Below are 25,710 nucleotides of genomic sequence, written 5' to 3' on the forward strand. Positions count from 1 at the left end.
GGCCTCATCAGTAGCTCGTAAAGACAATCGCTAATCGAGCGCCTCTTGGCGGACGTTTCTGGCGTAGAAGAAGTACGCCGCCACGATGATGGCGTTTACGATGGGCGCCCAGGGGAAGCCGCCGATAAGCACCGTGACCACCACCGCGACCACGTTGAGCACAAGCGCCAGCCAGTTGAGCCCCACAAACGGCGTCTCGACGCTGCGCGCCGGCTTGTTGGCGGCGCCGATGCCCCATACGCCGAGCGCGGCGTCCAAGAAGCATTGGACGATGACGCAGATAGCGAGCAGAAGGCCCGGTGAGGTGTTCGCAAACGCGATGGACATCGCCGCATACGCCGCCATGCCAAAGGCCGCGATCAACGTGATGAAGCTCATGATCTTGAGCATCTTCTGGTTCTGGGACATATCCCGCTCCCTTCGCTCATTCGCCGCGCTCATACATCCCCCGCAGCGCCTGGTGTATCGCTTCAGGCCTTATACCCAAGGTGACCGCGCGAACGCAACGCGAACCCGGTCTGTCTGGCAAACGGCTGCCCCGCAGGAGCCGCAGGAGCCGGTAGCGCACTAGACAGTCGATGCCGCGGCGACAACCCGTTCGACCACCTCGCGGAGCGCCACGCCCTCCGTCCGGGCGATGCGGGCGCAGTCTGCAAACTCCGGCTTGACGCGGCTCGTGCCGTCCGGCAGCGTCGCGCGCTTAGCGCGCACCGGACCCCACGGGCTCGTAACCTCGATGTCCTCGCGTGCAAGCACCGTCCGGGCGCACGTCCAGCGACGGATGCCGATGGTGGTCGTATGGGTGAAGATGGCCCGCTCGACCGCGCCGAGCTCAGGTGTCGCCACGACGACCTGCAACTGCCACGCGGGGCGCTCCTTCTTGGCGAACACGGGTACCCAGTGGACCTCGCGTGCCCCCGCCTCGCGGATGCGCTCGGCGGCGAAGGCGAGCTCCTCCCCCGTCGCATCGTCGATATCGCTTTCGAGGCGCACGACCTCCGCGGGCGCATCGGCGCCGAGGGTGGGCTCGGCTGCGGGGTCGCCCGCAAACGCGCCGTGGGTGGCCGCAGCGGCGGGCGCGCCGTCAGGCGCGAGCTCTTCGATCACCATGGCGCGCAGGATGCTCGGACGCTCGTAGGTGCGCTTGCCGGCGCCGAGGCCCGTGCGCACAACGCGGAACCGCCCCGGCAGCCGCCTCTCCGCCCCCGTCGCCGCGACGATGGCCGCACCCGTAGGAGTCACGAGCTCGCCCTCGACATCGCCGATCGAGAGCGGCAGCCCGTGCGCCTCCACGATATTGAGCGTGGCGGGGACGGGGACGGGGATGATGCCGTGCTGGCAGCGAATCGTACCCGTTCCGTCGACGAGGCGCGGCACGATGACGCGGGTTACGTCGAGGTCGTCGAGGCACACGGCGACCGCCACGATATCGACGATGGAATCGACGGCCCCCACCTCGTGGAAGTGCACCTCATCGAGCGGGACGGCGTGCGCCTTGGCCTCGGCATGCGCGATGACGTCCACCATGCGGTGGGCGAGCTCGCGCGCCCGCGGCGCCAGCTGGCCGGCATCGATGATGGCGTCGATGTCCGCGGGGCCGCGGTGCTCGTGATGATGGTGGTGATGGCCGTGCTCGTGAGCATGGTCGTGACCGTGGTCACAGGTGCGCCCCTCATGGCAGTGCCCATGGTCGTGGTGGTGGGCGTGCTCGTGGTCATGGGCGCCACCATGGTCGTGGTGGTCGCAGGCGTGGTCATGCCCGTGGCAGTGACCATGGTCGTGGTCGCGCCCATGGAGGTACGCCATATCGTGGTCGTGGTTCCCATGCGCCTCATCGAGCACCACATCGAAGTCGCAGCAGTCGATACCCGCCTTCTTGACGCGGCTTATGCGCACCTCGTAGCCATCCAACGGCAGGCTCGCGAGCGCATCGCGCAGGCGCGCCTCGTTGGCGCCCGCATCGAGCAGCGCCGCGACGGTCATATCGCCGCTGATGCCGTTCGTGCAATCCAGATAGAGCGTCTTTCCCATTCGTTTCCCTTCCTACCGCCCCTTGAGGCGGGTCGCCGACCCATGCGCCGCCGCCCGCCGTGCATAGGCGGCAAGCGTAGCCCCTGAAGCCGGCTCTAAGCCAAGCGGGGCGCTCGCACGCCCCGCCATGCGATGCCTTTCGCATCGAGCTGAGTTGTACCCTCGCGACAAACCCTAGGCGCCGAGCTCCTGGTTGATCTGCGCGATGATGGCCTCGGTATCGAGGCTGGTGAACGCAGCGGCGTCGATGACGCCGATCTTCTTGTCGGGATAGGTGAGCTTGACCAGATCGAGCTTGAACTCGACCTGCGGGGTGAGCAGCAGCAGGTCGGCGTCCTTGCAGGACTCGTCGGAGCCCGCGACCGGGCCCGCCGTGACGCTCATCTCGAGACCGAGCTTATCGGCCGTCTCCTGAACCTTGGCAGCGAGCACCTGCGTAGAGGTGCCGGCGGCGCACAGCAGCTTGACGTTCTTCATTCAAACGGTCCTTTCTCTATTTCCCCAACGCCTCGAACATAAGGCGCTTGTAGGTCTCCACACCGGGCTGATCGAAGGGATTCACGCCCAGCAGACTGCCAGAAGCATAACATGCAAAGGCGAACCAGTAGAACAGCATGCCGAAGCGCTCCTCGTCGATACGGTCGATCTCGAGCGTGAGCACGGGCAGCACCTCGGCGTGCGCGGCGCGCGTGGCGTTAAAGCTCGCCTTGTTGATATCCCAGAAGTCCTTGCCGTCGAGATAGCCGAAGGCGTCCGCCACATCGGTGCCGCCGAGCACGAGGCTGTCGCCCGCACCGGGCTCCATAAGGTCGATGAAGGTCTCGAACAGCTGGTGCGTACCGTCCTGCGCGTACTGGCCCAGGCTGTGCATCTCCTCGGAGCACTCGAGCGCCGCCGGGAAGATGCCCTTGCCGTCCTTGCCCTCGCTCTCCGCATAGAGCTGCTCCCACCATTTGGAGAACCAGCGGAACCGCGGCTCGAAGAAGCCGAGGAGCTCGACGCGGTACCCGCGGTCCCACAGGATGTTGCGCAGGCACGCGTAGCGCCATGCGGAGTTCTCGAGACCATCTGTCTTCCGGAGCTGCTCCTGCATTCGCTTGGCACCCGCCGCAAGCGCCCGGATGTCCGCACCCGCCACCGCGAGCGGTAGCAGATGCACCTCGGTGAGCGCCGTGTAGCGACCGCCCACATTGGTCGCGAAGGGGACGAAGGTGTAGCCCTCGGCTCGACACAGCTCCTCGAGCGAAGACCCGATGGTGCCCGTGCAAACGATGCGGCGGGCAGCCTCCTCCTTGCCGTAGCGGCCGACGAGGTATTGACGGAGCAAGCGGAACGACGAGCCCGGCTCGAGCGTCTCGAAGTTCTTGGCGATGCAGTCGATAACCACATCGTGCCCCTCGAGCTCGGCGAGTACGCCGTTGAGCTCGTGGGCAGAGAGCGTGTTGCCGGCGTACACGATGCGCGCGCCGTTGGGGCGCAGCGCCTTGATGACGGCGCGGGCGGAGTTGTTCGAACCGCCGACGCCGATGATCACGAAGGTATCGGCGATGGCGCGCAGCTCCGCCGCAAGGCGCTCCGTGCGGTCGAGCACCGCGGGACCGGCCCACTCGTCGACCTCGAGCCAGCCCTGCGAGTCGGCGTAGCGCTCCTCTCCCGCCTGGCAGCGCGCGAGCACGTGCGCATGCGCCTCGGCGTAGGCGGCGAGCTCGCCGGACGCAACGAACTTCTCCGTATAGGTGGTGTTCAAATCGAGCATGTGGCGCTCCTAACGATGGGAGAAGGGCGAGGGGCAGCCGTCGCCATCCGCGGCGTGGCGGTGGCGCCGGGACGCTGCGCCCCGGCGCCGCCCGTCCTGCGGCGAGGTCGTCCGGACTCGAGAACCTCGCGCCCGGACGGCGCCGAAGCGGTACTAGCAGCCGCAGGGATGCGCCGGGGCGTCGTCCCTGAACGTGCTGTTCTGCGACGGGTCCTTCATGCAGAGATGCGGCACGGCGCGGTTGTACGCATGCGGCAGTGCCAGGATGTTGGGGTTGCCGTCGGTGTACTTGCGCGTGGCGTCGGCGATGGCCTCCTCGAAGGTCGGGCGGGTCTTGAGGCCCATGGTACGGGCGATGCCGGGCTTCTGAGCGCCCACGATGTAGGTGGCGGAGAGGTACTTCTCAGCCAGGTTGCCGCAGGTCATCATGCTGAAGCCGTGGAACGGGTGGAACGCATGGGCGAAGCGGTACTTGCGGATGTACTCCTCGTTGGTGGCGAAGTACTCGCCGTACTCGATCATCTCATCGAGCGTGTTCATCTTATCGGACTGCCAGAGCTCCCACTGCTCGCGCAGGTACGGCCAGCGCTCGTCGTGGAACCACCCGTTGCAGTAGCTCGCGATCACAAACACGCAGTGATCGGAGAGGATGCGCTTGTGGCGGATGACCTGCGCGGAGACCGCCTGCATCATCTGGATGGGGTTCGTGCCCATGCCGTCGCCGTAGTGGAAGTTCGTCGGCATGCCCATGACCACGATGTCGTACTTCTTCTCCGCCCAGTGCACGTACGTGCGCTTGTCGGCGAGCGCCCAGGAGATGGGCTGCATCTCTGCCGCATACCCGGAGAAGATGGCGATCTGGCGACTCCAGGTATCGAGCACCGCGTCGACGCAGAAGAACTTCTTGCCCATCTTCTCTTCCATGAACATACCCTGCTGGTCGAACTTGTCGCGCATGAGCGAGCTCGTCGACACGGGCACGAAGTCGGGACGGCTCATGACGCGCGGCACGTGGTGCGCGCTGATCGAGCGCCAGTGGGTGATGCCGGTGGCGCAGTGCTTGTAACCGCCCGAGTAGCCGCCGTAGGGATTGCCCTGCGTATGGCCGATGAGGATGGCGATGTCCGCATCGTAGACGTACTTGTTCATGATGACGTGGTCGCCCTGGGGCGTGAAGCCGAGGTCGACGAGGTGATCATAGTCCTCGGAGTCATGGCTCGTGATCTGGCCCGTGCCCTCGAACTCGTTGTAGAGGTCGAGGCCCAAGATCAGCTTCGCCTCGGCCGTCGAGGTGCGCGGATGCAGGCCGTTGGAGAAGAGCAGGAGCACGTCGTCGTGCTTGACGCCCTGCGCGAAGAGCTCGTCCAGGCAGGCGCGGATGGCGACCTTGCGGTGCGCCGTCGGCTGCGTGCCGCCCTTCACGATGTCGGGGATGACGATGACGACCTTCTTGCCCGGTCCGGCGTAGGAGGCGAGCGGCTCCATGCCGATGGGGTTGCGGATGGACTCGAGCGTCGCGTTGTAGAGGCTGTCCCAATCCTGCGGCAGGCACTCGGGGTCCTTCACGGTCTCGCCGGTGACGAAGACGTCCGTCGTATCGGGGAGCTCCGCCCCCAGCATGCCGTTGCCGTACTCGAAATCAAGATGCATGGTCGGTCCTTTCGGTTAGGGTCGCAGGGTCTAGCAGGCGTTCATGTACAGATCGACGATCTCGGCGTACTCCTCGGGATAGAAGCCGATCTCCCCCGTGAAGCGCGTGAGGGCGATGAGACCGCCGTCGATCTCGGGGATACCGGCGAGCATCTCGGCGTTATCCGCCTTGAGGCCGCCGCCGTAGACGACGTCCACGCCGGGAACGGTCTCCTTGATGAGGCGGGCGACCTTCTGGATATAGGGCGCGTCCGCCGGCGTCTTGCCGGGGCCGATGCTCCACACGGGCTCGTAGGCGACACGCACGCAGGAGAGGTCCACACCCTCGAGGCCCTCGCGCACCTGCGTGGCGAGCACCTCGTCCCAGCGGTCGACCTCCTCCTCGCGCTCGCCCATGCAGAAGAGCACCTTCAACCCCGCGGCCTGGGCGGCCTTGACCTCACGGTTGAGGATGCGGTTCACGGCGGCCTCCACCGCCGCGGCGTCGGCACCCGCCTCGCCCATGATGGCGCGCAGGTTCATGCGCTCCTCGCAGTGGCCGATGAGCGCCCAGGTGCAGCCGAGCTGAGAGACGGCGTTGCCCGTGCGCAGCGTCGTGAACGCGCCGAAGTTGCCGCCCGGGGCGGTATCGGCCGTGTGCACGCCCTGGCACCCCACGCCGAGGGGCGACCCCGCCGCGCCGGCGACGGCGCCGATGAGGTGCGCCTCCGGCACAAAGGCGGCAAACTCCGCATCGGCGTAGCGCGCAGAGACGTCCTTGATAGACGACGTCACCGCCTCGCCCCAGGCGTCGGGGGAAGCCAAGCGGTTCACGCCTCCGTGCTCGGGCGTGATGTCAAAGCGCTTGAGATTCAAAAAGATGTGTTTCATACACGCTCCTTCAGATGGAGGGGCGGCCCCTATACCGGGCCCGCCCCCACCGGTATCGTTACAGGAAGCTCACGAAGCTCGGCAGCTCGCCCACGAGCGGGGCCGCCCACTCCGTGAACGCCGAGGTGACGCCGTTGCCGGCCTCGTTGATGAAGGCGTCGGGCAGGCAGCGCTCGATGAGGCGCACGCGCTCCACGTCGATGAGGTTCGTCTCGATGGCATACGCATCGCCCGGAACGCGCTGGATGCCGACCATCTTCGCCGTCTCCCCCGCAAGTGCGGCGCGCACGGCGGCGCGACCGACCTCCTCCGCCTCGTCGACGTCCACCTGGCTGCGCAGCGCCACCGAGGCGCGGCCGAGAAGACCCGGCTTCTCGGAGCGCGCCTTGTAGCCGAGCTTCGCCACGATGAGGTTAGCGAGATGTGAGGACACGTCACCGAAGTAGGTCTCGCGCTCGACCTCCATGATGGGGTCGACGATGGGGTTGCCCTCGGCGTCGTGCAGGCCCTCGCTCGCCACGATGACGCCGCCGCGCTTGGTGTCGATCACGCGCTGGCAATCCGCCAGGAACGCCTCCTCGTCAAAGGGGCGCTCGGGCATGTAGATGAGGTCGGGGCCGCCCTGGCCGCAGGAGGCGGCAAGCGAGCTCGCCGCCGCGACCCAACCGGCGGACCGGCCCATGACCTCGACCACCACCAGGTGGATGGGCATGCTGTGCACGTCGGCGCACACCTCGCCCACGCTTTGCGCCACATAGCGGGCGGCGCTGCCGTAACCCGGGGCGTGGTCGATCTCGGCGATGTCGTTGTCCATGGTCTTGGGCACGCCGATGACCTGGATGTCGGCGCCGGCCTCGTTCACGGCCTCCTGCAAGAGGGCGCAGGTGTTCATGGTGCCGTTGCCGCCCGTGGGCATGACGATGTCGATGTTGTTCTTGATGAGGAGCTCCACCATGGCCGGATAGTGGCCGGCGAGCGCGTCGCGGCCCGTGCCGATGGCGGAACCCGGTGCGTCGCGCAGGCGCACGAGCTCGCTATCGGGCATGGCGCCCAGATCGATGAGGGAGCCGTTCACAAGACCCGAGGGGCCGCCGTGCGCACCGTAGATGTGGGCGATCTCGGCATGCTGCTTGCCCTCGGCCACGATACCGTAAAGCGAGGCGTTGATGACCGCGGTCGGGCCGCCGCCGTGCATGACGAGGATGTTCTTACCTGCCATAAGCTACCGTCCTTCCTTCGCGTAGCGCTCCGCCATCTCGTCGAGCGTGGCGACCTTGACCAGAGGAGCCTTGCCGTAGCTGCCAAACTGCACGATGAGCGTACCGACGGCCTCCTTGACACCCGCCTCGATGGCGGCCACGAGCTTTTCCTGCGCCTCGTCGGCGACGGTACCGTACATGACGAGGTCGTACACCGGCGGCAGGAAGGCGCGCGGGTCAATCTGGTCGCGCTTCTCATCGAGCAGCTGCCACACGCCCGCAAGCGAGCTCCCCTTGAGCTCGGGCTCGCGCTCGAAGAGCTCACGCATGTTGCGCGTGACGGCGAGGCGGATGTCCGTATCGACGTTGATCTTGTTGATGCCGGCGGGGATGGCCTCCAGAAGCTCGGCGATGGGGATGCCGTGCGCCTCGCCGATTTTGCCGCCGAGCTCGTTGATCTCGCGCACGATGTACTGCGGGACCGTGGAGGAGCCGTGGCTCACGAGCGCGCAGTCGAGGTCCTCGTGCGCCAGACACTCGCGGATGGCGATGGGGATCTCGCGGCGGAGCTTGACGTCTTTGCCCTTGGAGGCGCCGTGCATGGTGCCGTAGGAGATGGCGAGCGCGTCGACGCCGGTGTCGCGCACGAACTCCACCGCCGAGAGCGGGTTGGTGTAGGTGCTCGATGCGGCGAAGACGTGGTCCTCCACGCCCGCCAGCACGCCGAGCTCACCCTCCACGGAGACGCCGCGGGCGTGCGCGTACTTCACGACCTCGCGCGTGAGCTCCTTGTTCTCGTCAAACGGCAACGACGAGCCGTCGATCATGACCGATGTGTAGCCGCCCGCGATGGCCGCCTTCACGCTCTCCATGTCGCGGCCGTGGTCGAGATGCAGCACCACCGGCACCGGGGAGTTCTCGCCGAAGCGCTTGACGGCCTCGCCGATGTTCTTGGCGCCGCGGATCTTGTCCTCGACCGTTCCGTTGGCAAAGTCGGCGCGGCCGCCCATGAAGGCGTTGGCGAGGTCCGCCCCCTGCAGGATCGCCGGGCTGCGGAACATCTCGTGCACCTCGATGACGGCTTTCGCCTGACAGACCGCGTTGACGTTGAACGCGCCCTGGGCGTAGCCGCCGCGCCGGGCGGCATCGAGTACGGGTTTGAGCGGAACGAGAGGCATGTGATCACAGCTCCTTCGTCTTGTGCCGGATCCGGTCCGGCGCCGGCGTTACCGCGGTTCGGCCCCGTAGACGCCCCGCGTTCCGTCGAGCACACTCGTGAGGTGCAGGACGCGGGCGCTCGTGGGTTTGCCCTCGATGAGCGAGAGCAGCTCGTCGGCGCAGGCGACGCCCGCGTCGAAGTTGGGTAGGCGCACATACAGATCGGGGTAGAAGCTGCTCTCCCCGTTGTTGGCGAGCTCGGCGGTCAAGATCCCCCGCTCGCGGCAGCGATAGCGGATGGGCTCGGTCCACCCCGACCAGCTGGCAACCGCGGCGTCGCCCGCCTCGAGCGTGTCGACGGCGTCGCGCAGCTGGGCGGCAAACCGCGCCGAGAGCTCATCGCCCTCGGGGGTGTTCCCCACCGAGTAACGCAGGTCCCACGTATCGAGGTTGTCGAGGGTGATGGGGGTCACCAGGGTCACCAGCTCGGTTTCGGGATGCGACTCGAGCGCCTCGGCGAGCCCCTCGGCGCGATCGCGCTCCTGCGGGGTGTCGATATCGGGCCTGATGTAGAGCAGGCGGCGCGGAGAGCGCTCGAGCACGCGCTCGGCGAGCTGGCGCGCACCGCCGCGGTAGTCGAAGTCCACCGTGCTGTAGACGCTCGCCCCCTCGCAGCAGTCGAAAGCCACGAGCGGTACGTGGTCGCGTTCGATGACCTCGACGCTCTCGGGGCCGGGACCCACATTGTCCTTGCCGAGGAAGATCACCCCGTCGACACGCCCCTCCAGATAGGCGAGGAGATAGTCGCTCAAGCCGGCGGTCTTGATGGTATTGGTGCACAGCAAGAGGTTGTATCCAAGGTCCTCGAGCCTGCTCTGGATGCCCCGGATGGTCTGCGAAAAGCGCGGGACGGCCACGTTCTTCTTGGCGACCACGCCCACGCAGCGCGAGCGGCGCGCCCTGAGCGCGCGGGCGGCGCTGTTGGGAACGTAGTTGAGCTCGCGGGCGGCCATGAGCACGCGCTCGCGCGTCTCGGGCGCGATCTTCTGTCCCGGGGTGTTGTTGATGACATAGGAGACGGTGGCGGTGGTGACACCGGCGGCTTCTGCAATATCCCGTAGCGTTACGCGCTTGCCCATGTCCCTCCACCTCGCTTTCCGCCCCGTCTGCGCGGGACCCTGGCACCGTCCACCGTGGGATGCAGGCGGACATAGTGCCTCAACTTATACGTTTAAGTTACCACGAAGTACAGCGCGGTGGATGCACATCTTCGAAAGCGCTCTTAATTGACCGCTAGGGGTCAAAAAACTACCGTTCGGAGATTTGCGAAGGAGCGCGCACAGTGCTGTTTTTGGCGTGTTTTACCTGCTAGTTTAATACTTCTGAAACGCATCTTGCCAAAACTTGACGAATCACTTCCCTCTTGTTCTTGTGGGCACTTCGCGCGTACTATTCTGGGTGTGCACGCCCTATCGTCTACTTATACGTTTAAGTGACGAAGGATCAACCGAGAAACCGGTCCACCCGCGGAGAAAGGAGCCCTTCGCAATGCAGGACAAGAACAAACCGATCTGGGCGAAGATACCCAACTGGGTGTGGGTACTTATCTCATTCGCCTGCGCCATCGCGCTGTGGCTCTTCGCATCGAGCCAGCTGCCCGCGGTCTTCGCGCCCCCCACTGAGGTCTGGGCGGCCTTCGTGAGCAAGATCGAGAGCGGCATCCTCCTCGAGCACGTCTGGGCCTCGCTGTCGCGCGTGCTCATCGGCTTCGGCCTCGCCTTTATCACGGCGATCCCGGTCGCCTTCCTCATGGCTTGGTACGACCCGATCCGCCACATCGTGGAGCCGTGGATCCAGTTCGTGCGCAACATCCCGCCGCTGGCCTACGTGTTCCTGCTCATCGCTTGGCTGGGCATCGGCAACGAGAGCAAGATCGCGGTTATCTTCATCGCGGCCTTCCTCGTGCAGGTCGTCACCATCTACCAGGGCGTCAAGGGCGTCGACACCACGCTCATCAAGGCGGCGCGCGTGCTGGGCGCCAAGCAGACGGACATCTTCTTCAAGGTGACCATCCCGGCGACCACGCCCTTTATCCTCGTCGCGGCACGCCTCGGCCTGTCCACCTCGCTCACCACGCTCATGGCCTCCGAGATCGTCGGCGGCGACCGCGGCCTGGGCATGATGATCCAGCAGGCAAGCGGTTACTACCAGATGGACACGGTGCTGCTCGGCATCATCATGCTCGGCATCATCGGCATCTGCTTCGAGAAGATCGTTCGCTTCCTTGAAAGGAGGTTCACCGGATGGCAGGAAACGGTTCAGCAGTAAAGGTCCACGTCGACCATGTGGTGAAGAAGTTCCAGACGCGCAAGGGTGAGATGACGGCTCTGAACGGCGTCGACCTCGATATCCACGAGAACGAGTTCATCACGGTCGTCGGTCCGTCCGGCTGCGGCAAATCCACGCTTCTGAACATCATCGGCGGCCTCGAGACCCCCACCGACGGCCAGGTGCTCGTCGACGGCAAGCCCGTCAACGGCCCGAGCCCCGAGCGCGGCATCGTCTTCCAGCAGTACGCGCTCTTCCCGTGGCTCACGGTGATCAAGAACGTCATGTTCGGCCTCAAACTGCAAGGAAAGTCCAACCAGGAGGCCGAGGAGATCGCCCGCAAGTACCTCAAGATGGTCGACCTCGAGGAGTTCGCCAACCACTACCCCAAGGAGCTGTCGGGCGGCATGAAGCAGCGCGTCGCCATCGCTCGCGCTTACGCCACCAACCCGCAGGTCCTGCTCATGGACGAACCCTTCGGCGCGCTCGATGCGCAGACCCGCACCCAGCTCCAGCAGGAGCTCATCGAGACGTGGGAGAAGGAGCGCAAGACCTGCTTCTTCATCACCCACGATGTCGAGGAGGCCATCATCTTGGGCAACCGCTGCGTGATCATGAGCGCCCGCCCCGGCCGCGTGAAGGACATCATCGATATCGATATCCCCTACCCGCGCGACCAGGCCACCAAGATGAGCCCGCGCTTCCTTGAGCTCAAGAACGAGATCTGGAGCCAGGTCTACCAGGAGTACCTGTCCGTGCGCAAGTAGCGCACAGGGCGCCCGGGTCGCTCGGCATTCCCGCGCGAGCGACCCGGCTCCATCACCGCCATCCGGCCAAAGCGCACCGCATGCGGTGCGAGGTTCTACCAGAGAAGGAGAACGCCATGTCCAACCTGAACGACTTCGTCCTCAGCCGTCGCAGCATGCTCGCCGGTCTCGGCGGGCTCGGCCTCGCGGTCGCCGGCCTCGCCGGCTGCACCGGCACCACTGCGCCGTCCGGCAGCACCGCCGGCAGTGCCTCCACGGGCGGCAGCGATTACGAGCCCGTGACCCTGCGCGTGGCCTTCATGCCCAACCTCGGCTCCGCCGGCACCCTCTTCGCCGCCATCGATCAGGGCTACTTCGATGAGGTCGGCATCACCGTCGAGCCCGCGCAGTTCCAGGGCGGCCCGGCCGAGATCACGGCTATGCAGTCCGGCGACATCGACATCGCCCAGATCGGCCACGGTGCCCATACCCTGTGCATCTCCGGCGACGCGACCGTCTTCGCCTTCGACCAGCTCTCTCAGGCCGACGCCGTCGTCGTCGACAAGAGCAAGGTACCCACGGCTGCCGACCTCAAGGGCAAGACGGTGGGCGTCTCCACCGGCACCTCGTCCGAAATCATCCTCGGCCTCGTGCTTCGTGACGCCGGCCTCACCGAGAGCGACATCAACAAGGTCGAGATGGACGTCTCCGGCATGACGACCGCCCTCATCTCCGGCCAGATCGACGCCGCCGCCACCTGGTCGCCCAACACCGTGACCATCGAGGAGCAGCTCGGCGACAACTACCTCGTCCTCGGCACCAACACTGACTACTCCGACGAGGTCGCCTTCCCCGGCAGCTTCGTGTGCCTGCCCTCCTACGCCGAGGAGAACCCCGAGATTCTCGCCCGCTTCGGCGCTGCGATCGCCAAGGGCCACGACTACCGCGCCGCGCACATCGACGAGGTCGCCAAGCTCCTCGCCACCGAGCTCGACCTCCCCGAGGACACGCTCCTGCAGTCCACGGGCGAGGGCGACTGGCAGGGCGCCGTCGACTGCCAGGGCGACACCGACACCATCCTCGGGTACTACCAGGCCCAGCAGCAGGTCTTCCTCGATGCCGGCACGGTCACCGAGGAGGTCCCGGTGGAGAACTACGTCGACACCGCCGTCATGGACGAGGCCAACAAGATCTACGAGGAGATCAAGTAGCTTCCGCTGACGCGGTGTCCGCATCGCGATCGGTACCCCAACGGTTCCTCTCTGCAGCCGGGCATTGCACTTCGCAGCGCCCGGCTGCGCGCTATGCCCGAGAACACCGAGCCGCATGCGGCTCGGTCCCGCGCAACCCCTTGCGGCAGCCACAGTGCGCTTTCGCAGCCCCTGAGGCCCGCCTTCCTCCCACACCCGCAGCCCGGCGCACCTCTGCCGGCTGCCCCACCCCATCAGCCCCGCGCCCTTGAGGCGCCCGGCGCCACCCCACGCGGAAAGGACGCGACATGGCACACGACTACTATCACATTCCGGCAGACCAGCTGGGCGAGGGCGCCAAGATTCCGCTCGAGGTGCTCGGCGACTCAGGCGAGATCTTCTACGAGATGGCCCTCACGATGGTCGAGGAGATTGAGGCGCACAACGCCCGCGACGAGAAGACCGTCTTCATCTGCCCGGTAGGCCCTGTCGGCCAGTACCCCATCTTCGTCCGCCTGGTGAACGAGCGCAACGTCTCGCTCAAGAAGTGCTGGTTCATCAACATGGACGAGTACCTGACCGACGATGACGAGTGGATCGACGCAGCCGACGCGCTCTCGTTCCGCGGCTTTATGGAGCGCACGGTCTACAGCAAGATTCGCCCGGAGCTCGTCGTTCCCGAGGAGCAGCGCATCTTCCCCGACCCCACAGACCCCGGCCGCGTCGGTCGCGTCATCGATGAGCTCGGCGGCGTCGACATCGCCTTCGGCGGCATCGGCATCACGGGGCACCTCGCGTTCAACGAGCCCGACCCCGAGCTCTCCGTGGAGGAGTTCGCCGCGCTCGACACCCGCGTGCTCTCCATCCATCCCGAGACCCGCGCCACCAACTGCATCGGCGACCTCGGCGGTGCGCTTGAGGACATGCCCCACCGTTGCGTCACCATCGGCATGAAGGAGATCCTGGGCGCCCGCAAGGTGCGTCTCGGCGTCTTCCGCGACTGGCACCGCGCCGTCGCCCGCCGTGCCGCCTACGGTGAGGTCACCGCCGCCTTCCCGGCGACGCTTCTGCAGAACCACCCCGACGCGAAGATCTTCGTCAACAGCGTCGCCGCCGGTCAGGCCTACTAAGGAGGCCCCTACATGACTGCAACCGAGAACTCCTTCTACCTCAAGGGCGCGACGGTCCTTCTGCCCGAGGGCATGACGAGGACCGATGTCGTCGTCAAGGACGGCCGCATCGCCGGCCTGCCCCGCGAGACGGCGAACATCGAGGGCCTGCCCGAGCTCGACGCCGCTGGGCTCACGGTCCTGCCCGGCTTTATCGACATCCATACGCACGGCGCGGCCAACGTCGACGTGAACGCCGCCGACGAGGAGGGCCTGCGCACCATCGGCCGCTTCTTTGCGAGCCAGGGCGTCACCGGCTGGCTCTGCTCGGTTCTGACCGACACCCCGGAGCAGACACTCTGGTGCATGGAGCAGGCGCGGCGCGTCATCGAGGGCGGCCCGTACGACGGTGCGGCGCTGCTCGGCATCCACCTCGAGGGCCCGTGCCTCTCCAGTGAGTACAAGGGCGCCATGCCCGAGCACCTGCTCATGCACGAGGCGACCTCCGAGCTCTTCCGCCAGTATCAGGAGGCCTCGGGCGGGCACGTGCGCTACACCACGCTCGCCCCGGAGGTTCCGGGTGTGGAGAAGATCATCCCCGAGCTCAACGCCATGGGCATCGTCTGCGCCATCGGCCATAGCGGCGCGGGCTACGACCAGTCCCAAGCCTGCGTGGCGGCGGGCGCCGCAAGCGCCACGCATCTGGGTAACGCCATGCGCCTCTTCCATCAGCACGACCCCGCAATCTGGGGCGTGGCGCTCGAGAGCGATCTCTATGTGGAAGCCATCTGCGACGGACGCCACCTGCACCCCGGCAGCGTCCGCCTCTACCTCAAGGACAAGGGCTGGGACCGCGTCGTCGCCATCACCGACTCCATCATGGCGGCAGGCCTCCCCGACGGCAACTACAAGCTCGGCGTGAACGACGTGGTCGTGGAGGACGGCGACGCGAAGCTCGCCGACACCGGTGTGCGCGCGGGCTCGACGCTCACGCTCGCCCAGGCGCTCCGCAACATCGTGAAGTTCGCCGATACGGACGTGGCGCACGCCGCGCACCTCATGACCGCAAACCCGGCGCGCCTCATCGGCCTCCCCACCAAGGGCAACATCGCCCGCGGCTGCGATGCCGACCTCACGCTCGTCGACGGCGACCTCGAGGTCGTCCGGACCATCGTGGGCGGCCGCACGGTCTACACCCGTTAACATCGCGACCCAGCGGCGACTGCGTCGCAGGGCACGGTAAAGCCGCCGCCATCTCAGCGACTCGAGGTGGCGGCGGCTTTTTCAGGGCGCTTTTTCGGGCGGAGCCTCCCGTTAGGCGCGCGGACCCGGCAGGTGGTTGATGAGCGATGCCTGATAGGCCGCACCAAATCCGTTGTCGATGTTGACGACGGAGATGCCGCTCGCGCAGCTGTTGACCATGGCGAGGAGCGCCGTCACGCCGCCGAGGTTGGCACCGTACCCCACACTCGTGGGAACCGCGATGACCGGGCAGGAAGCAAGACCGCCCACCACGCTCGGCAGCGCGCCCTCCATGCCGGCAACGGCGATGATCACCTGGGCGCGGTCGATATCGCCCGCGTGCCGGAGCAGCCGGTGGATGCCGGCAACGCCCGCATCGTGCACCACGCGCACCCGATTGCCCAAAAAGCGCGCCGTGAGCGCCGCCTCCTCGGCCACAGGCAGGTCGCTCGTGCCGGCCGTGATGACGAGGATCTCGCCGTTGCCCGTGGGCTCGGGGAGCGCGCCCACAACCCCCGCGCGCGCCGCCTCGTGGTAGGCGAAGGCATCCGCCGCCGGGGCAAAATCGGGCCGGGCCGCGAGCTCCGCCGCCTTAGCGGCATCGAGCCGGGTGACGAGGATGCGCTCCTGCCCCGCGGCGCGCATGGCACCCACGATGCCCGCGATCTGCTCCGCCGTCTTGCCGGCACCGTAAATCACCTCGGAGACGCCCGTACGGGCCCCGCGCGCCGTGTCGACCTGCGCATAGCCGAGGTCGGCCACCGCGTCGAGGTGCACGCGGCGCACGAGCTCCTCGGGCGCGAGCTCGCCCGAGGCAACGGCACGCGCAAGCGCCTCCAGATCCGTTGCGTCCATACGTCCCTCCCCCGCCGCTTGCGTCTCGAGCGCCCGCGGCTTATCGTGCCTTTCTTGCTATCGTCGCATGTGAAGCGCGCTCCAGGTCAAGCCGAGCGCAGACTGCACGCGATTGACTGCGGCCGCCCGCTCAGGCCGACTAGACGAGGCCTCCGGCGGCTACCGATGGCCTGCGCTGCCAGCCCGACGGCATCGCGACGGCGCTAGAGCAATGCCTCTGCCCACGCCGGCTCGCGAAAGCCCACGAGCACCGTGTCGCCCGCCACAACGATCGGCCGCTTGACGAGCATGCCGTCCGTCGCCAGCAGCGCGCGGGCCTCTTTGTCGGACATGCCGGCGTCGAGCTTGGCCTTGAGTCCGAGCTCGCGGTAGCGCATGCCGCTCGTGTTGAAGAACCGACGCACGGGCAGTCCCGAGCGGGCCTGCCAGTCGGCGATCTCCTCGGCGGTGGGGGCGTCCTCCACGATGTGCCGGTCGGTGTAGGCAACGCCGTGCTCGTCCAGCCACTTCTTGGCCTTTTTGCAGGTGCTGCACTTGGGATACTCAACAAACAGGATGGGGGTAGCCTCTGCCATGGTGCTCTCCTCGTGTCGTAAGATGGTGGCACACGTCCGCCAGAGCGTCGGCGTTTTGCGTGGTGCCGGGCGCTACCATGGTACCCCAACGCACTGCTCCACTAACGCCGCCCCGCCCGCCATTCCAACCTGAGGAGCCCCCATGAGCCTGCCTGCATGCGCGCGCATCGACTGCCACACCCACACGAGCTTCTCCGACGGCGTCTCCACCTTTGCCGAAAACGTGCGCGCCGCCGCGGCGTGCGGCTGCCGTGTGCTCGTCTCGACCGACCACCTTACCCTGCCTGCAAGCATGGACCCCGCGTGCGAGGTCTCGGTGGCAGAAGACGAACTTGCCGCCCATCGTGCGGCGTGGGAGGAAGCTCGTGCGCTTGCGGCCGAAATCGCGCCCGAGCTCGAGCTTGTCTACGGCTTTGAATGCGACTGGTACGAGGGATGCGAGGCAAACGTGGCCCGCTGGAGTGCGGGCGCGGTGGTGCGGCTGGGGAGCGTGCACTGGATCGGCGACCCGGGCGATGTTACCACGGTCGCCGCACATCCCGAGGCGGTGGATGACCCGGCTCTCCGTGTGGCGCGCGCGGGCATGCCCGGCAGCGACGCCGGGTGGATCGACGACGGAGACGACCTGCACCTTTGGCACGAGCTTGGGCCTGACGAGCTCTGGCGCCGCTACGTTGCGACCTGGTGCCGCGCCTGCGAGAGCCCGCTCGACTTTGACGTGATGGCCCACCCCGACCTCGCCATGCGCTTTGCCGCCGAGGGGCTCGCCCCCACCATCGACCTCGCACCGCTCTGGGGCGAGATGGTCGCGTGCGCCCACGACACCGGGCGCCGCATCGAGCTCTCGACGGCAGGCCTGCGCAAGGGTGTGGGCGACTACTACCCCGCCGCGGGGCTCTTAGCGCGCTTTGCCCGGGCGGAGGTGCCGCTCGTATTCAGCTCCGACGCGCACGTGGCGCGCGATATCTGCTGGGGCATCACCGACGCTCAGCGCCATGCCTGGGAGGCCGGTTACCGCAGCTTTGAGGCGCCGCACGCCGACGGTTCTTGGGAGACCGTCGCGCTGTAGGGTCTGCCGCGCCGCACCGGCACAAAGGGACAGGGGCTTTGTACCTACACCGGTCCGACACGGCGCTCAGGCTAGCGCCTGCGTGCGTTGAGCTCGCCGGCGAGTTCGTCCAAGGTCACGCCGTAGCGTTCGAGCACCACGAGCAGATGATAGACGAGGTCCGCCGCCTCGTAGCGGATGTGGTCGTGGTCGTTGTCCTTGCAGGCCATGATGACCTCGCTTGCCTCTTCGGCGAGCTTCTTGAGGAGGCTGTCCTCTTTGCCGGTGAGGAGCCGGGCTGTGTAGCTCTCCTCGGGTGAGGCGACGCGCCGGCCGCTGATTGTGGCGGCAAGGCCCGTGAGCGTCTCGCCGATGTTGCCGTCTTGCACGTTTGCCGTGCGTTCTCCCATAACCGTTCCCTCCCTGCGCGCCTCAGGCCCTTCGGCCCGCGGCGATACATTTCTCAGTCGAGCTCGTTAAAGAAGCAGCTGCGTGCGCCCGTATGGCAAGCGGGGCCGGGCGAGTCGACCTTTACGAGCAGCGTATCGGCATCGCAATCGGCCAAAATCTCCCGCACTTGCTGCATGTTGCCGCTCGTGGCGCCCTTGTTCCAGAGCTTCTGGCGGCTGCGGCTCCAAAACCACGTGGTGCCCGTCTCGCGCGTGAGACGCAGCGACTCGGCGCTCATCCACGCCACCATGAGCACCTCGCCCGTGTCGTACTGCTGCACCACCGCGGGAATGAGCCCGCGGTCGTCAAACGTGAGCGCATCGATCGTCATCGTCTGTCTCCTTCAGTCGCAGATGGTAACCCGGTAGGTCGGCGAAAAACCCTCTCAGATCGGTAAGGACGTCCCAAGCGCGGTCCTCGGGATATCCTCAGGCCGTCGAGAACCCCCCCCCAGGTCGGCGAGAACCCCTCTCAGGTCGGCGAGAACGTCTCAGGTGCCGCAGATCGACCTGAACGAGGAGGGAGCAGGCCTTTGCGCCGCGACCGACGAGTGAAGGCCGAGGTGCGGTGCCTGGGGCGTTCGCAGCCTAGAAGTCGAGCCGTACGGGGATACCCTGTGCCGCCATGTACTCCTTCACCTCGCGGATGCTGAAGGTGCCGAAGTGAAACACGCTCGCTGCGAGCACCGCGTCGGCCTCGCCCTCGATGATACCCTCGGCAAAATGCTCGAGCGTGCCCACGCCGCCCGACGCGATCACGGGGATGGGCACCGCGCGCGCCACCGCACGGGTGAGCGCAAGGTCGAACCCCTCCTTGGTGCCGTCGCGGTCCATACTCGTGAGCAGTATCTCCCCCGCCCCGCGGCGAGCGGCCTCCTCGGCCCACGCCACCGCATCGATACCCGTGGGTTGCCGGCCTCCCGCAAGGTAGACCTCCCAACGGTCGGCGCCCGGTGCCCCGGACTCGCCCACGCGCTTGGCGTCGATCGCCACCACCACCGCCTGGCTGCCAAACGCCGCGGCAGCCTCGCTGATGAGCTCGGGGCGGCGCACCGCGGCCGAGTTGACCGAGACCTTGTCCGCCCCGGCGGCGACCATCTGACGCATCCCCGCAAGGTCGCGGAACCCACCGCCCACCGTGTAGGGAATGGAGAGCTCACACGCCGCGCGAGCCGCCATGCCGATCGTGGTGGCGCGGTTGTCGCTCGTGGCGGTGATGTCCAGAAAGACCACCTCGTCGGCGCCTTCGCGGTCGTACGCGCGCGCAAGCTCCACTGGGTCGCCCGCGTCGCGCAGATCCACAAAGTTGACGCCCTTGACCACGCGCCCGTCCTTGACGTCGAGGCAGGGAATGACCCGCTTTGTCAGCATACGCCCTCCTCTCCGGATGCGGCAGCCGTATCCTTGGCCGCCGTGCCGGAATCCTCCGCCGCGGCGAGCGCCTCGGCAACCGAGAAGACTCCCTCGTAGATCGCCCGGCCCGTGATGGCGCCCTCGATCGCGTCCGACCCCGCCACCGCAAGCGCGCGGATGTCGGCGAGCGACGAAATGCCGCCCGACGCCACCACGGGAAAGCCCGCGAGCTCGGCCACGCGGCGGTAGGCCGCAACGTCGATGCCCGTCTGCATGCCGTCGCGGGCGATGTCGGTGTAGACGAGGTGCCGAAAGCCCAGACTCGTGAGCTCGCCGACCACATCGTCGAGCGTGCGAGCCACGTCGTCGCGCCACCCGTTGACCTTGACCATGCCGTCGCGGGCGGCAACGTCGGCAACCAGAAGATTGCCAAAGCCGCGCGCGGCCACCTCGGCAAACCCCGGCTCGGTAACGAGCACCGTGCCAAGCGCAATGCGGCGGCAGCCGTAGCCCGCAAGCTCGTCGATTCGCGCGAGCGAGCGCACGCCGCCGCCCACGTCGACCGAGAGGCCCTCGACCTGGCAGATTGCCCGGATCGCAGCGGCGTTGGCCGCGCAGGCGTCGTCATCCTCCTCGAGCGCGGCCGAAAGGTCGACCACATGCACCCAAGAAGCACCCTGCTCGGCAAAGGAGCGGGCAACGGCCACTGGGTCGTCGGAGTAGACCTTCATGCGCGCGCGGTCGCCGCGCTCCAGGCGCACGACCTTGCCGGCAATGAGGTCGATAGCAGGGAATACGATCATGCGCGCACCTCCCCGGGAGCCGCCGAGCCCGACGCTCCGCATACGGCGACCGGCGCCGCATCTGCCGCCGCCTCGATCTTGGCCTGCGCCGCGGCGAGCGCATCCTGGTCGACATCGTCTGCACCCGCCCGTGCGCGCACCGTGCGCACGAAGTTCCGCAGGATGTCGAGGCCACGCCCGGAGCTCTTCTCGGGGTGGAACTGGCAGCCGAACACGTTGCCGCACGCCACGATGCTCGCAAAGCTCCGTGTGTAGTGCGTCCGCGCCGCCACGACGGCAGGGTCCACGTCGTCGTCGAGCGCGTAGGAGTGGGTGAAGTACATGTTCGCCCCCTCGGGGAATCCCTCGATGAGGGGGCACGACGCGCCGACGGCGGTGGGATGCACCTGGTCCCAGCCCACATGCGGCACCTTGAGGCGGCTCCCGTCGAGGCGCACGCAGCTGCCCTTGAGGATACCAAGGCCGCGCACCCAGCGCTTGCCCTCGGCCTCGAAGACCGTACCCGGAGTCAGACCGGAGCCGTACGCATCGGCGAGCTCAGCCTCTGGCACGCACGGCGCATCCGCCGGCACGCCCTCGTCGCCCCGCTCAAAGAGCAATTGCTGGCCAAGACAAATCCCTAAGAAGGGCACCCCGACGGCAATTGCGTCGGCCACCGCTGCCGCCTCGCCGCTCTGGGCCATGAAGTCGATGGCGTCGTAGAACGAGCCCACGCCCGGCAGCACCACACCCGCAGCTCCGCGGATAGCGTCCACGTCGTCCGAACTCGACACCTCGACGGCGCCCGCATGGGAGAGCCCCTGGATCACGCTCGAGAGGTTGCCCTTGTGATAATCCACGACCACGATCGGTGCGCGCCAGGCCCGCCACGCAGCTGCCTCGGCATCGCTCAGGTTAACGACCGGCACCGTGCACGAAATCGTCGCAGTGGCATCTGCCACGTTGCTTGCCGTCATAGCGTCCCCCTTCCAACATATAAAACAGTCAGCCTGCCCGCCGGTCCCGCGAAAATGGTGCAAACGGAACACGTCCCCAAACGACCCATTTCAGGTCGGCGAGGCGTGCCACGGTGCGCCTCGCAGCTAGAGGGCGCCCTTGGTGGAAGGCACACCCTCCACCCGCGGGTCCAGCTCGCAGGCAAAGCGCATCGCCCGGCCGACCGCCTTAAACGCCGCCTCGATGATGTGATGCGAGTTGCCGCCGGCGAGCTCGCGCACGTGCAGAGTCACCCCCGCGTCGCGCGCAAAGGCATAGAAGAACTCCACCGCAAGCTCAGTGTCAAAATCCCCCACGCGCTCGGTGGGCAGCGGCAGCTCGCAGTACGCCTGACCGCGGCCCGAGATGTCCACGGCGGCCATCACGAGCGTCTCGTCCATGGGGATGGCCACGTTGGCAAAGCGCGTGATGCCCGCCTTGGCACCGAGCGCCTGGGCAAACGTCTGGCCGAGCACGATGCCCGTGTCCTCAACGGTATGGTGCGCATCGACCTCGGTATCGCCCGTCGCGTCGATCTTGAGGTCAAAGAGCCCGTGCCGCCCAAAGGCGTTCATCATGTGATCGAAGAACGGCACGCCCGTCTTGATGTCGCAGGTACCCGAGCCGTCGAGCCCGAGCGTGATGGAGATGTCCGTCTCGCCGGTGGTGCGGCGCACACTCGCGGTGCGCGGCGCGTCGGCCGTGAGACCCGACCCCTTAAAGAGCGAGGTCAGGCCCGAGCTCTGGCGCGCATCCACCTCCGAGACGGTTGCGGCCGAGGTCTCGGCGAGGGTCTTAGGCTGCTTACGGTAAACAGTCATCGGGTTTCCCCTTTCACAAGGTCGGTGAGGGCGCGAAGCACCGCGTCGTTCTCCTCGGGCGTGCCCACCGTAATGCGGAGGCATCCCGCGAGCCCCGGCGCGGCGGAGAAATCGCGTACGAGGATATCGTAGTCGTCACGGAGCCGACGGCGGATCTCGGCGGCCCCGGGCAACCGCACGAGCAGAAAATTGCCCTCACTCGGCCACACCACAGCGCCGATCGCCCCGGCGGTAAGCCCCTCAAGACCGGCGAGCATCCGGGCGCGCTCGGCGCGGATCTTCTCCACCACCGGCGCAAAAGCCGCGCGCTCGCGGATGGCAACGAGCCCCGCCGCCTGGGTGAGCACGTTTACCGAGTAGATCTGGCGCACCGCGGCAAAAACGTCAATCACGTCCGCGGTGGCGAGCACGTACCCGCAGCGGATGCCCGCCTCGCCAAACGCCTTGGAGAGCGTGTGCAAGATCACGAGGTTGGGGCAGCGCTCGAGCAGCGGCTGCACCGACGCCCCCGGCCGGGCGAACTCGATGTAGGCCTCGTCCACCATCACAAGCCCGCGGCACGCCGCGCAGAGGCGCTCGGCAAACTCGGGCGCGATGAGGTTTCCCGTGGGGTTATTGGGCGAGGTCACGATCACCAGATCCGCCTCGGCAGCCGCGGCGAGCGCCTCGTCCTCCGGTATCTCAAAGGTTGCAGGGTCGCGCCAGACGTTTACCACGGCGGTCTCGGTCATCTGAGCAAAGAGCTCGTACTCCGAGAACGCCGGTGGCAGGTTGAGGAGCGTGCGCCCCGCCCCGCCAAAGGCAAAGAGGAAGTTGAACAGGAGCTCGTCTCCGCCGTTGCCCACGCAGACCTGACGCGGCTCCACCCCATGGCGCTCGGCGATGGCCGCCCTGAGCTCGCCCGACATGGGATCGGGGTAGCGGTTGAGCGGCGTTGCGGCGAGCGCCCGATCGAGCTCCGCGCGCACGGCCGCGGGCATGGGGTAGGTGTTCTCGTTGGCCGAAAGGTTGATGCGCGTGGGCGTAAAGGCCGGGTCGTACGGCTCAAAGTCGGCAAGGCGCGGCTGCACGAGCGCGCGCATGCGGTCGGAGAGCGCGGCCATGCTAGGCCTCCCCGCCGGCAGCGGGCGCGGCGGCCCCACCGACACCCTCGGCGCAGGTCTCGGCCACATCGCCCGGCCAGGCCACCGCGGTAAGGTCGGCCGACGCCAGCGCCTCGGCCGAGACCGCCTCCGGCCCCTCCTCGAGCATGCGGCGCCTGAGCCCCGCCGAGAGCGCGTGCGCCCAGAGGCCCTCGGCCTCGGCCAGGCGCTGCGTGGCGGGCGCATCGGCCAGCAGGCCCTCGGGCGTGTAGCAGACCACCGACGACTTCTTTTGGAAGTGCTCTACCGAAAGCGGGCTCGAGAAGAGCGCCGTCCCGCCCGTGGGCAGCGTGTGGTTGGGCCCGGCCACGTAGTCGCCGAGCGGCTCGGAGCTCCAGGCGCCCACAAAGATGGCGCCGGCGTTGCGGATGGAGCCGAGGAGCCCGAGCGCATCGGCGCAGTGGAGCTCCAGATGCTCGGGAGCGATCGTGTTGACGGCGTCCACCGCAGCGGCGCGGTCGGCCGCGACCACGATCACGCCCTCGTTATCGAGCGAGGTGCGGGTGATCTCGGCTCGCGGGCTCTGTGCCACGAGCGTCTCGATGCCGCGCTCAACGGCCTCGGCAAAGGCGGCATCCTCCGTTACGAGGTAGCACGCGGCGAGCGGGTCGTGCTCGGCCTGGGCCATCAGGTCGGCCGCGACCACCATGGGCTCGGCCGTGGCATCGGCGAGTACACAGACCTCGGAGGGGCCGGCGACCATGTCGATCCCCACATCGCCCGAGACGAGTTGCTTGGCCGCCGCCACGTAGGCGTTGCCCGGCCCGGTGATGACGTCGACCCGCGGGATGGACTCGGTGCCGTAGGCGAGCGCCGCCACGGCCTGCGCGCCGCCCACGAGGTAGACCTCGTCCACGCCGGCGAGCTTGGCCGCCGCGAGCGTGTAGGGCGAGATGGCGGGCTCGCCGGGGGCGGCCTCGCGCTGGGGCGGTGTGACCATGACGACCCGCTCCACGCCCGCAACCTTGGCGGGGATGGCGTTCATGAGCACCGTGGAGGGGTACTGGGCGCGCCCGCCGGGCACGTAGATGCCGGCGGCGGCCACGGGCGTGACCTTGACGCCGAGGAGCGTCCCGTCCGCGCGCGTGGTAAACCAGCTCTGGGTGAGCTCGCGCTCATGGAAGGCGCGGATCTGCGCCGCCGCCTTCTCGAGCGAGGCCACAAACGCCGGGTCAAGCCCGTCGAGCGCGCGGTCGAGCACCTCATCGGGCAGACGGAAGCACGCAGGCTCCACCCCGTCAAACTCGAGCGAGAGCGCCCGCAGCGCCGCGTCGCCCTCTCCGCGCACGCGCGCCACGATATCGCGCGCCGCCTCCACGATCTTAGTGGGCAGCACGCCCTCGCGCGTGAGCTGCCGCGCGTCCAGCCGCTCACCACTCGCCAGTTGAATGGTCTTCATAGCCTCTCCTCGGTCTGGAGTAAATTCAAGTCATTAGCTCGTCTACTTTAGCATGGTAAAGCGTCTGCGACAAACCGGTAACAAAGCGGTGACGAACACCCCGCCGCGGTGGCAAAAGGCGGCCGGGCACATGCTCACCCCGGCCGCCTCCCGTCGCCTCAAGTTGTCTCTCGCCTCCGCCGAGCGCTCGCTACAGCTGACCGATGAAGGCCCGCGTGCGCTCGTTCTTGGGGTTGCCAAAGATCTGCTCGGGCGAACCCTCCTCCACGATCACGCCACCCTCCATAAAGACCACGCGGTCGGCCACATCGCGGGCAAAGCCCATCTCGTGCGTTACCACCACCATCGTCATGCCGCCCTGGGCGAGCTCGCGCATGACGTCGAGCACGCCGCGCACGAGCTCGGGGTCGAGGGCGGAGGTCGCCTCGTCGAAGAGCATCACGTGCGGGTCCATGGCGAGCGCCCGCGCGATGGCGACGCGCTGCTGCTGGCCGCCGGAGAGCTCGGAGGGGTAGTGGTCCGCACGGTCGGCAAGACCCACGCGGTCGAGCTGCTCGCGGGCAACGCGCTCGGCCTCTTCGCGGCTGCGGTGCAGCACCTTCATCTGCGCGAGCATCACGTTGTGCAGCGCATCCTTGTGCGGAAAGAGGTTGAACTGCTGAAACACCATCCCCATGCGCTCGCGCACCTTGTTGATGTTGACCTTGGGCGAGGTGATGTCCTCGCCCTCAAAGAGGATCTGGCCGCTCGTGGGCTCCTCTAGGCGGTTAAGGCACCTGAGCAGCGTCGACTTGCCCGAGCCTGAGGGCCCGAGCATCACCACGACTTCGCCGCGGTGGATGTCGAGCGAGATGCCCTTGAGGACGTCGAGCTCGCCAAAACTCTTGTGCAGGTCGCGGATGGAAATGATGACGTCGTCTGTCGCGCCCGAGCCCGCCTGCGGGGTCGCCGCCGCGCCCGCCGTCTCGGCCGTTGCGGCCGCGCTGTGTGTATCGGTCATGGGAGTCCTCC

The 25,710-nt window shown here is 67.3% G+C and carries 26 protein-coding genes; 6 read left to right on the top strand and 20 right to left on the bottom strand.

Features of this window, described 5'->3' with window-relative positions:
• Positions 1 to 30: 30 nt before the first annotated feature.
• From B5G20_RS02385 to B5G20_RS02425, 9 genes are all read right to left on the bottom strand, one after another.
• Positions 31 to 408 (bottom strand): hypothetical protein, encoded by a 378-nt coding sequence (locus B5G20_RS02385; protein WP_087204958.1) that lies wholly within the window; start codon positions 406 to 408, stop codon positions 31 to 33.
• Between the two features lie 159 nt (positions 409 to 567).
• On the bottom strand, positions 568 to 2,031 hold the full coding sequence (locus B5G20_RS02390) for a LarC family nickel insertion protein (RefSeq protein WP_087354707.1): 1,464 nt from the start codon (positions 2,029 to 2,031) through the stop codon (positions 568 to 570).
• Between the two features lie 174 nt (positions 2,032 to 2,205).
• Positions 2,206 to 2,508: a hypothetical protein gene (locus tag B5G20_RS02395; RefSeq protein WP_087354709.1), complete on the bottom strand. Its 303-nt coding sequence runs from the start codon at positions 2,506 to 2,508 to the stop codon at positions 2,206 to 2,208.
• A gap of 16 nt (positions 2,509 to 2,524) precedes the next feature.
• Positions 2,525 to 3,787, bottom strand: a complete 1,263-nt coding sequence (locus B5G20_RS02400; protein ID WP_087354711.1) for a glucose-6-phosphate isomerase — start codon at positions 3,785 to 3,787, stop codon at positions 2,525 to 2,527.
• Positions 3,788 to 3,940: 153 nt separating this feature from the next.
• Positions 3,941 to 5,437, bottom strand: coding sequence for a lactate racemase domain-containing protein (locus B5G20_RS02405; protein WP_087204962.1), 1,497 nt, complete (start codon positions 5,435 to 5,437; stop codon positions 3,941 to 3,943).
• 30 nt (positions 5,438 to 5,467) lie between these two features.
• A complete protein-coding gene (locus tag B5G20_RS02410; RefSeq protein ID WP_087354713.1) occupies positions 5,468 to 6,307 on the bottom strand; it encodes a triose-phosphate isomerase family protein in 840 nt (279 codons plus the stop codon).
• Positions 6,308 to 6,365: 58 nt separating this feature from the next.
• Positions 6,366 to 7,526, bottom strand: coding sequence for a diphosphate--fructose-6-phosphate 1-phosphotransferase (locus tag B5G20_RS02415; protein ID WP_087354715.1), 1,161 nt, complete (start codon positions 7,524 to 7,526; stop codon positions 6,366 to 6,368).
• Positions 7,527 to 7,529: 3 nt separating this feature from the next.
• Positions 7,530 to 8,684 carry a class II fructose-bisphosphate aldolase gene (locus B5G20_RS02420; RefSeq protein ID WP_087354716.1) on the bottom strand — a complete coding sequence of 385 codons (1,155 nt, stop codon included), beginning with the start codon at positions 8,682 to 8,684 and terminating at the stop codon, positions 7,530 to 7,532.
• 48 nt (positions 8,685 to 8,732) lie between these two features.
• Entirely contained in the window at positions 8,733 to 9,803 is a 1,071-nt protein-coding gene (locus B5G20_RS02425) for a LacI family DNA-binding transcriptional regulator (protein ID WP_087354718.1), read from the bottom strand.
• Positions 9,804 to 10,212: 409 nt separating this feature from the next.
• Between B5G20_RS02425 and B5G20_RS02430 the strand changes: the two genes are divergently transcribed.
• From B5G20_RS02430 to nagA, 5 genes are all read left to right on the top strand, one after another.
• Positions 10,213 to 10,992, top strand: a complete 780-nt coding sequence (locus tag B5G20_RS02430; protein WP_087354720.1) for an ABC transporter permease — start codon at positions 10,213 to 10,215, stop codon at positions 10,990 to 10,992.
• Positions 10,968 to 11,759 carry an ABC transporter ATP-binding protein gene (locus tag B5G20_RS02435; RefSeq protein ID WP_087354722.1) on the top strand — a complete coding sequence of 264 codons (792 nt, stop codon included), beginning with the start codon at positions 10,968 to 10,970 and terminating at the stop codon, positions 11,757 to 11,759. Before B5G20_RS02430 ends, B5G20_RS02435 begins: the two co-directional genes overlap by 25 nt.
• A 116-nt stretch (positions 11,760 to 11,875) precedes the next feature.
• Positions 11,876 to 12,949, top strand: coding sequence for an ABC transporter substrate-binding protein (locus B5G20_RS02440; protein ID WP_087354724.1), 1,074 nt, complete (start codon positions 11,876 to 11,878; stop codon positions 12,947 to 12,949).
• A 287-nt stretch (positions 12,950 to 13,236) separates the two neighbouring features.
• Positions 13,237 to 14,058, top strand: a complete 822-nt coding sequence (locus B5G20_RS02445) for a glucosamine-6-phosphate isomerase (protein ID WP_087354726.1) — start codon at positions 13,237 to 13,239, stop codon at positions 14,056 to 14,058.
• Between the two features lie 12 nt (positions 14,059 to 14,070).
• Entirely contained in the window at positions 14,071 to 15,240 is a 1,170-nt protein-coding gene (gene nagA / locus B5G20_RS02450; protein ID WP_087354728.1) for an N-acetylglucosamine-6-phosphate deacetylase, read from the top strand.
• Positions 15,241 to 15,351: 111 nt separating this feature from the next.
• Here the strand turns inward: nagA and larB are convergent, their stop codons facing one another.
• Both larB and B5G20_RS02460 read right to left on the bottom strand, forming a co-directional pair.
• Positions 15,352 to 16,134, bottom strand: a complete 783-nt coding sequence (gene larB, locus B5G20_RS02455) for a nickel pincer cofactor biosynthesis protein LarB (protein ID WP_087354730.1) — start codon at positions 16,132 to 16,134, stop codon at positions 15,352 to 15,354.
• A 203-nt stretch (positions 16,135 to 16,337) separates the two neighbouring features.
• Positions 16,338 to 16,709 (bottom strand): arsenate reductase family protein, encoded by a 372-nt coding sequence (locus B5G20_RS02460; RefSeq protein ID WP_087354732.1) that lies wholly within the window; start codon positions 16,707 to 16,709, stop codon positions 16,338 to 16,340.
• 142 nt (positions 16,710 to 16,851) lie between these two features.
• Between B5G20_RS02460 and B5G20_RS02465 the strand changes: the two genes are divergently transcribed.
• Positions 16,852 to 17,778, top strand: coding sequence for a PHP domain-containing protein (locus tag B5G20_RS02465; RefSeq protein ID WP_087354733.1), 927 nt, complete (start codon positions 16,852 to 16,854; stop codon positions 17,776 to 17,778).
• Between the two features lie 71 nt (positions 17,779 to 17,849).
• Here the strand turns inward: B5G20_RS02465 and hisE are convergent, their stop codons facing one another.
• The 9 genes from hisE to B5G20_RS02510 form a co-directional block, all read right to left on the bottom strand.
• Entirely contained in the window at positions 17,850 to 18,167 is a 318-nt protein-coding gene (gene hisE, locus B5G20_RS02470) for a phosphoribosyl-ATP diphosphatase (protein ID WP_087354735.1), read from the bottom strand.
• A 53-nt stretch (positions 18,168 to 18,220) separates the two neighbouring features.
• On the bottom strand, positions 18,221 to 18,538 hold the full coding sequence (gene hisI, locus B5G20_RS02475; protein ID WP_087354737.1) for a phosphoribosyl-AMP cyclohydrolase: 318 nt from the start codon (positions 18,536 to 18,538) through the stop codon (positions 18,221 to 18,223).
• 256 nt (positions 18,539 to 18,794) lie between these two features.
• On the bottom strand, positions 18,795 to 19,577 hold the full coding sequence (gene hisF / locus B5G20_RS02480) for an imidazole glycerol phosphate synthase subunit HisF (protein WP_087354739.1): 783 nt from the start codon (positions 19,575 to 19,577) through the stop codon (positions 18,795 to 18,797).
• On the bottom strand, positions 19,571 to 20,362 hold the full coding sequence (locus B5G20_RS02485; protein ID WP_087354741.1) for a HisA/HisF-related TIM barrel protein: 792 nt from the start codon (positions 20,360 to 20,362) through the stop codon (positions 19,571 to 19,573). The genes hisF and B5G20_RS02485 overlap by 7 nt, the downstream gene beginning before the upstream one ends.
• The gene (locus B5G20_RS02490; protein ID WP_087354743.1) at positions 20,359 to 21,318 is read right to left on the bottom strand and encodes an imidazole glycerol phosphate synthase subunit HisH; all 960 of its coding nucleotides are present in this window, start codon (positions 21,316 to 21,318) and stop codon (positions 20,359 to 20,361) included. The genes B5G20_RS02485 and B5G20_RS02490 overlap by 4 nt, the downstream gene beginning before the upstream one ends.
• Positions 21,319 to 21,444: 126 nt before the next feature.
• On the bottom strand, positions 21,445 to 22,158 hold the full coding sequence (gene hisB, locus B5G20_RS02495) for an imidazoleglycerol-phosphate dehydratase HisB (protein WP_087354745.1): 714 nt from the start codon (positions 22,156 to 22,158) through the stop codon (positions 21,445 to 21,447).
• Positions 22,155 to 23,261 carry a histidinol-phosphate transaminase gene (gene hisC, locus B5G20_RS02500; protein ID WP_087354747.1) on the bottom strand — a complete coding sequence of 369 codons (1,107 nt, stop codon included), beginning with the start codon at positions 23,259 to 23,261 and terminating at the stop codon, positions 22,155 to 22,157. Before hisC ends, hisB begins: the two co-directional genes overlap by 4 nt.
• Position 23,262: 1 nt before the next feature.
• Complete coding sequence (gene hisD / locus B5G20_RS02505) at positions 23,263 to 24,699, bottom strand: histidinol dehydrogenase (RefSeq protein WP_087354749.1); 1,437 nt, start codon at positions 24,697 to 24,699, stop codon at positions 23,263 to 23,265.
• Positions 24,700 to 24,889: 190 nt separating this feature from the next.
• Positions 24,890 to 25,699: an amino acid ABC transporter ATP-binding protein gene (locus B5G20_RS02510; RefSeq protein WP_087354752.1), complete on the bottom strand. Its 810-nt coding sequence runs from the start codon at positions 25,697 to 25,699 to the stop codon at positions 24,890 to 24,892.
• Positions 25,700 to 25,710: the final 11 nt, after the last annotated feature.

The organism is Collinsella sp. An7, from assembly GCF_002159335.1.
Lineage (GTDB): Bacteria > Actinomycetota > Coriobacteriia > Coriobacteriales > Coriobacteriaceae > Coprousia.

Bases quoted from the DNA above. Each gene is read 5' to 3' on its own strand.
- B5G20_RS02385 (WP_087204958.1), bottom strand. From the start codon at position 408: ATGTCCCAGAACCAGAAGATGCTCAAGATCATGAGCTTCATCACGTTG.
- B5G20_RS02390 (WP_087354707.1), bottom strand. From the start codon at position 2,031: ATGGGAAAGACGCTCTATCTGGATTGCACGAACGGCATCAGCGGCGAT.
- B5G20_RS02395 (WP_087354709.1), bottom strand. From the start codon at position 2,508: ATGAAGAACGTCAAGCTGCTGTGCGCCGCCGGCACCTCTACGCAGGTG.
- B5G20_RS02400 (WP_087354711.1), bottom strand. From the start codon at position 3,787: ATGCTCGATTTGAACACCACCTATACGGAGAAGTTCGTTGCGTCCGGC.
- B5G20_RS02405 (WP_087204962.1), bottom strand. From the start codon at position 5,437: ATGCATCTTGATTTCGAGTACGGCAACGGCATGCTGGGGGCGGAGCTC.
- B5G20_RS02410 (WP_087354713.1), bottom strand. From the start codon at position 6,307: ATGAAACACATCTTTTTGAATCTCAAGCGCTTTGACATCACGCCCGAG.
- B5G20_RS02415 (WP_087354715.1), bottom strand. From the start codon at position 7,526: ATGGCAGGTAAGAACATCCTCGTCATGCACGGCGGCGGCCCGACCGCG.
- B5G20_RS02420 (WP_087354716.1), bottom strand. From the start codon at position 8,684: ATGCCTCTCGTTCCGCTCAAACCCGTACTCGATGCCGCCCGGCGCGGC.
- B5G20_RS02425 (WP_087354718.1), bottom strand. From the start codon at position 9,803: ATGGGCAAGCGCGTAACGCTACGGGATATTGCAGAAGCCGCCGGTGTC.
- B5G20_RS02430 (WP_087354720.1), top strand. From the start codon at position 10,213: ATGCAGGACAAGAACAAACCGATCTGGGCGAAGATACCCAACTGGGTG.
- B5G20_RS02435 (WP_087354722.1), top strand. From the start codon at position 10,968: ATGGCAGGAAACGGTTCAGCAGTAAAGGTCCACGTCGACCATGTGGTG.
- B5G20_RS02440 (WP_087354724.1), top strand. From the start codon at position 11,876: ATGTCCAACCTGAACGACTTCGTCCTCAGCCGTCGCAGCATGCTCGCC.
- B5G20_RS02445 (WP_087354726.1), top strand. From the start codon at position 13,237: ATGGCACACGACTACTATCACATTCCGGCAGACCAGCTGGGCGAGGGC.
- nagA (WP_087354728.1), top strand. From the start codon at position 14,071: ATGACTGCAACCGAGAACTCCTTCTACCTCAAGGGCGCGACGGTCCTT.
- larB (WP_087354730.1), bottom strand. From the start codon at position 16,134: ATGGACGCAACGGATCTGGAGGCGCTTGCGCGTGCCGTTGCCTCGGGC.
- B5G20_RS02460 (WP_087354732.1), bottom strand. From the start codon at position 16,709: ATGGCAGAGGCTACCCCCATCCTGTTTGTTGAGTATCCCAAGTGCAGC.
- B5G20_RS02465 (WP_087354733.1), top strand. From the start codon at position 16,852: ATGAGCCTGCCTGCATGCGCGCGCATCGACTGCCACACCCACACGAGC.
- hisE (WP_087354735.1), bottom strand. From the start codon at position 18,167: ATGGGAGAACGCACGGCAAACGTGCAAGACGGCAACATCGGCGAGACG.
- hisI (WP_087354737.1), bottom strand. From the start codon at position 18,538: ATGACGATCGATGCGCTCACGTTTGACGACCGCGGGCTCATTCCCGCG.
- hisF (WP_087354739.1), bottom strand. From the start codon at position 19,577: ATGCTGACAAAGCGGGTCATTCCCTGCCTCGACGTCAAGGACGGGCGC.
- B5G20_RS02485 (WP_087354741.1), bottom strand. From the start codon at position 20,362: ATGATCGTATTCCCTGCTATCGACCTCATTGCCGGCAAGGTCGTGCGC.
- B5G20_RS02490 (WP_087354743.1), bottom strand. From the start codon at position 21,318: ATGACGGCAAGCAACGTGGCAGATGCCACTGCGACGATTTCGTGCACG.
- hisB (WP_087354745.1), bottom strand. From the start codon at position 22,158: ATGACTGTTTACCGTAAGCAGCCTAAGACCCTCGCCGAGACCTCGGCC.
- hisC (WP_087354747.1), bottom strand. From the start codon at position 23,261: ATGGCCGCGCTCTCCGACCGCATGCGCGCGCTCGTGCAGCCGCGCCTT.
- hisD (WP_087354749.1), bottom strand. From the start codon at position 24,699: ATGAAGACCATTCAACTGGCGAGTGGTGAGCGGCTGGACGCGCGGCAG.
- B5G20_RS02510 (WP_087354752.1), bottom strand. From the start codon at position 25,699: ATGACCGATACACACAGCGCGGCCGCAACGGCCGAGACGGCGGGCGCG.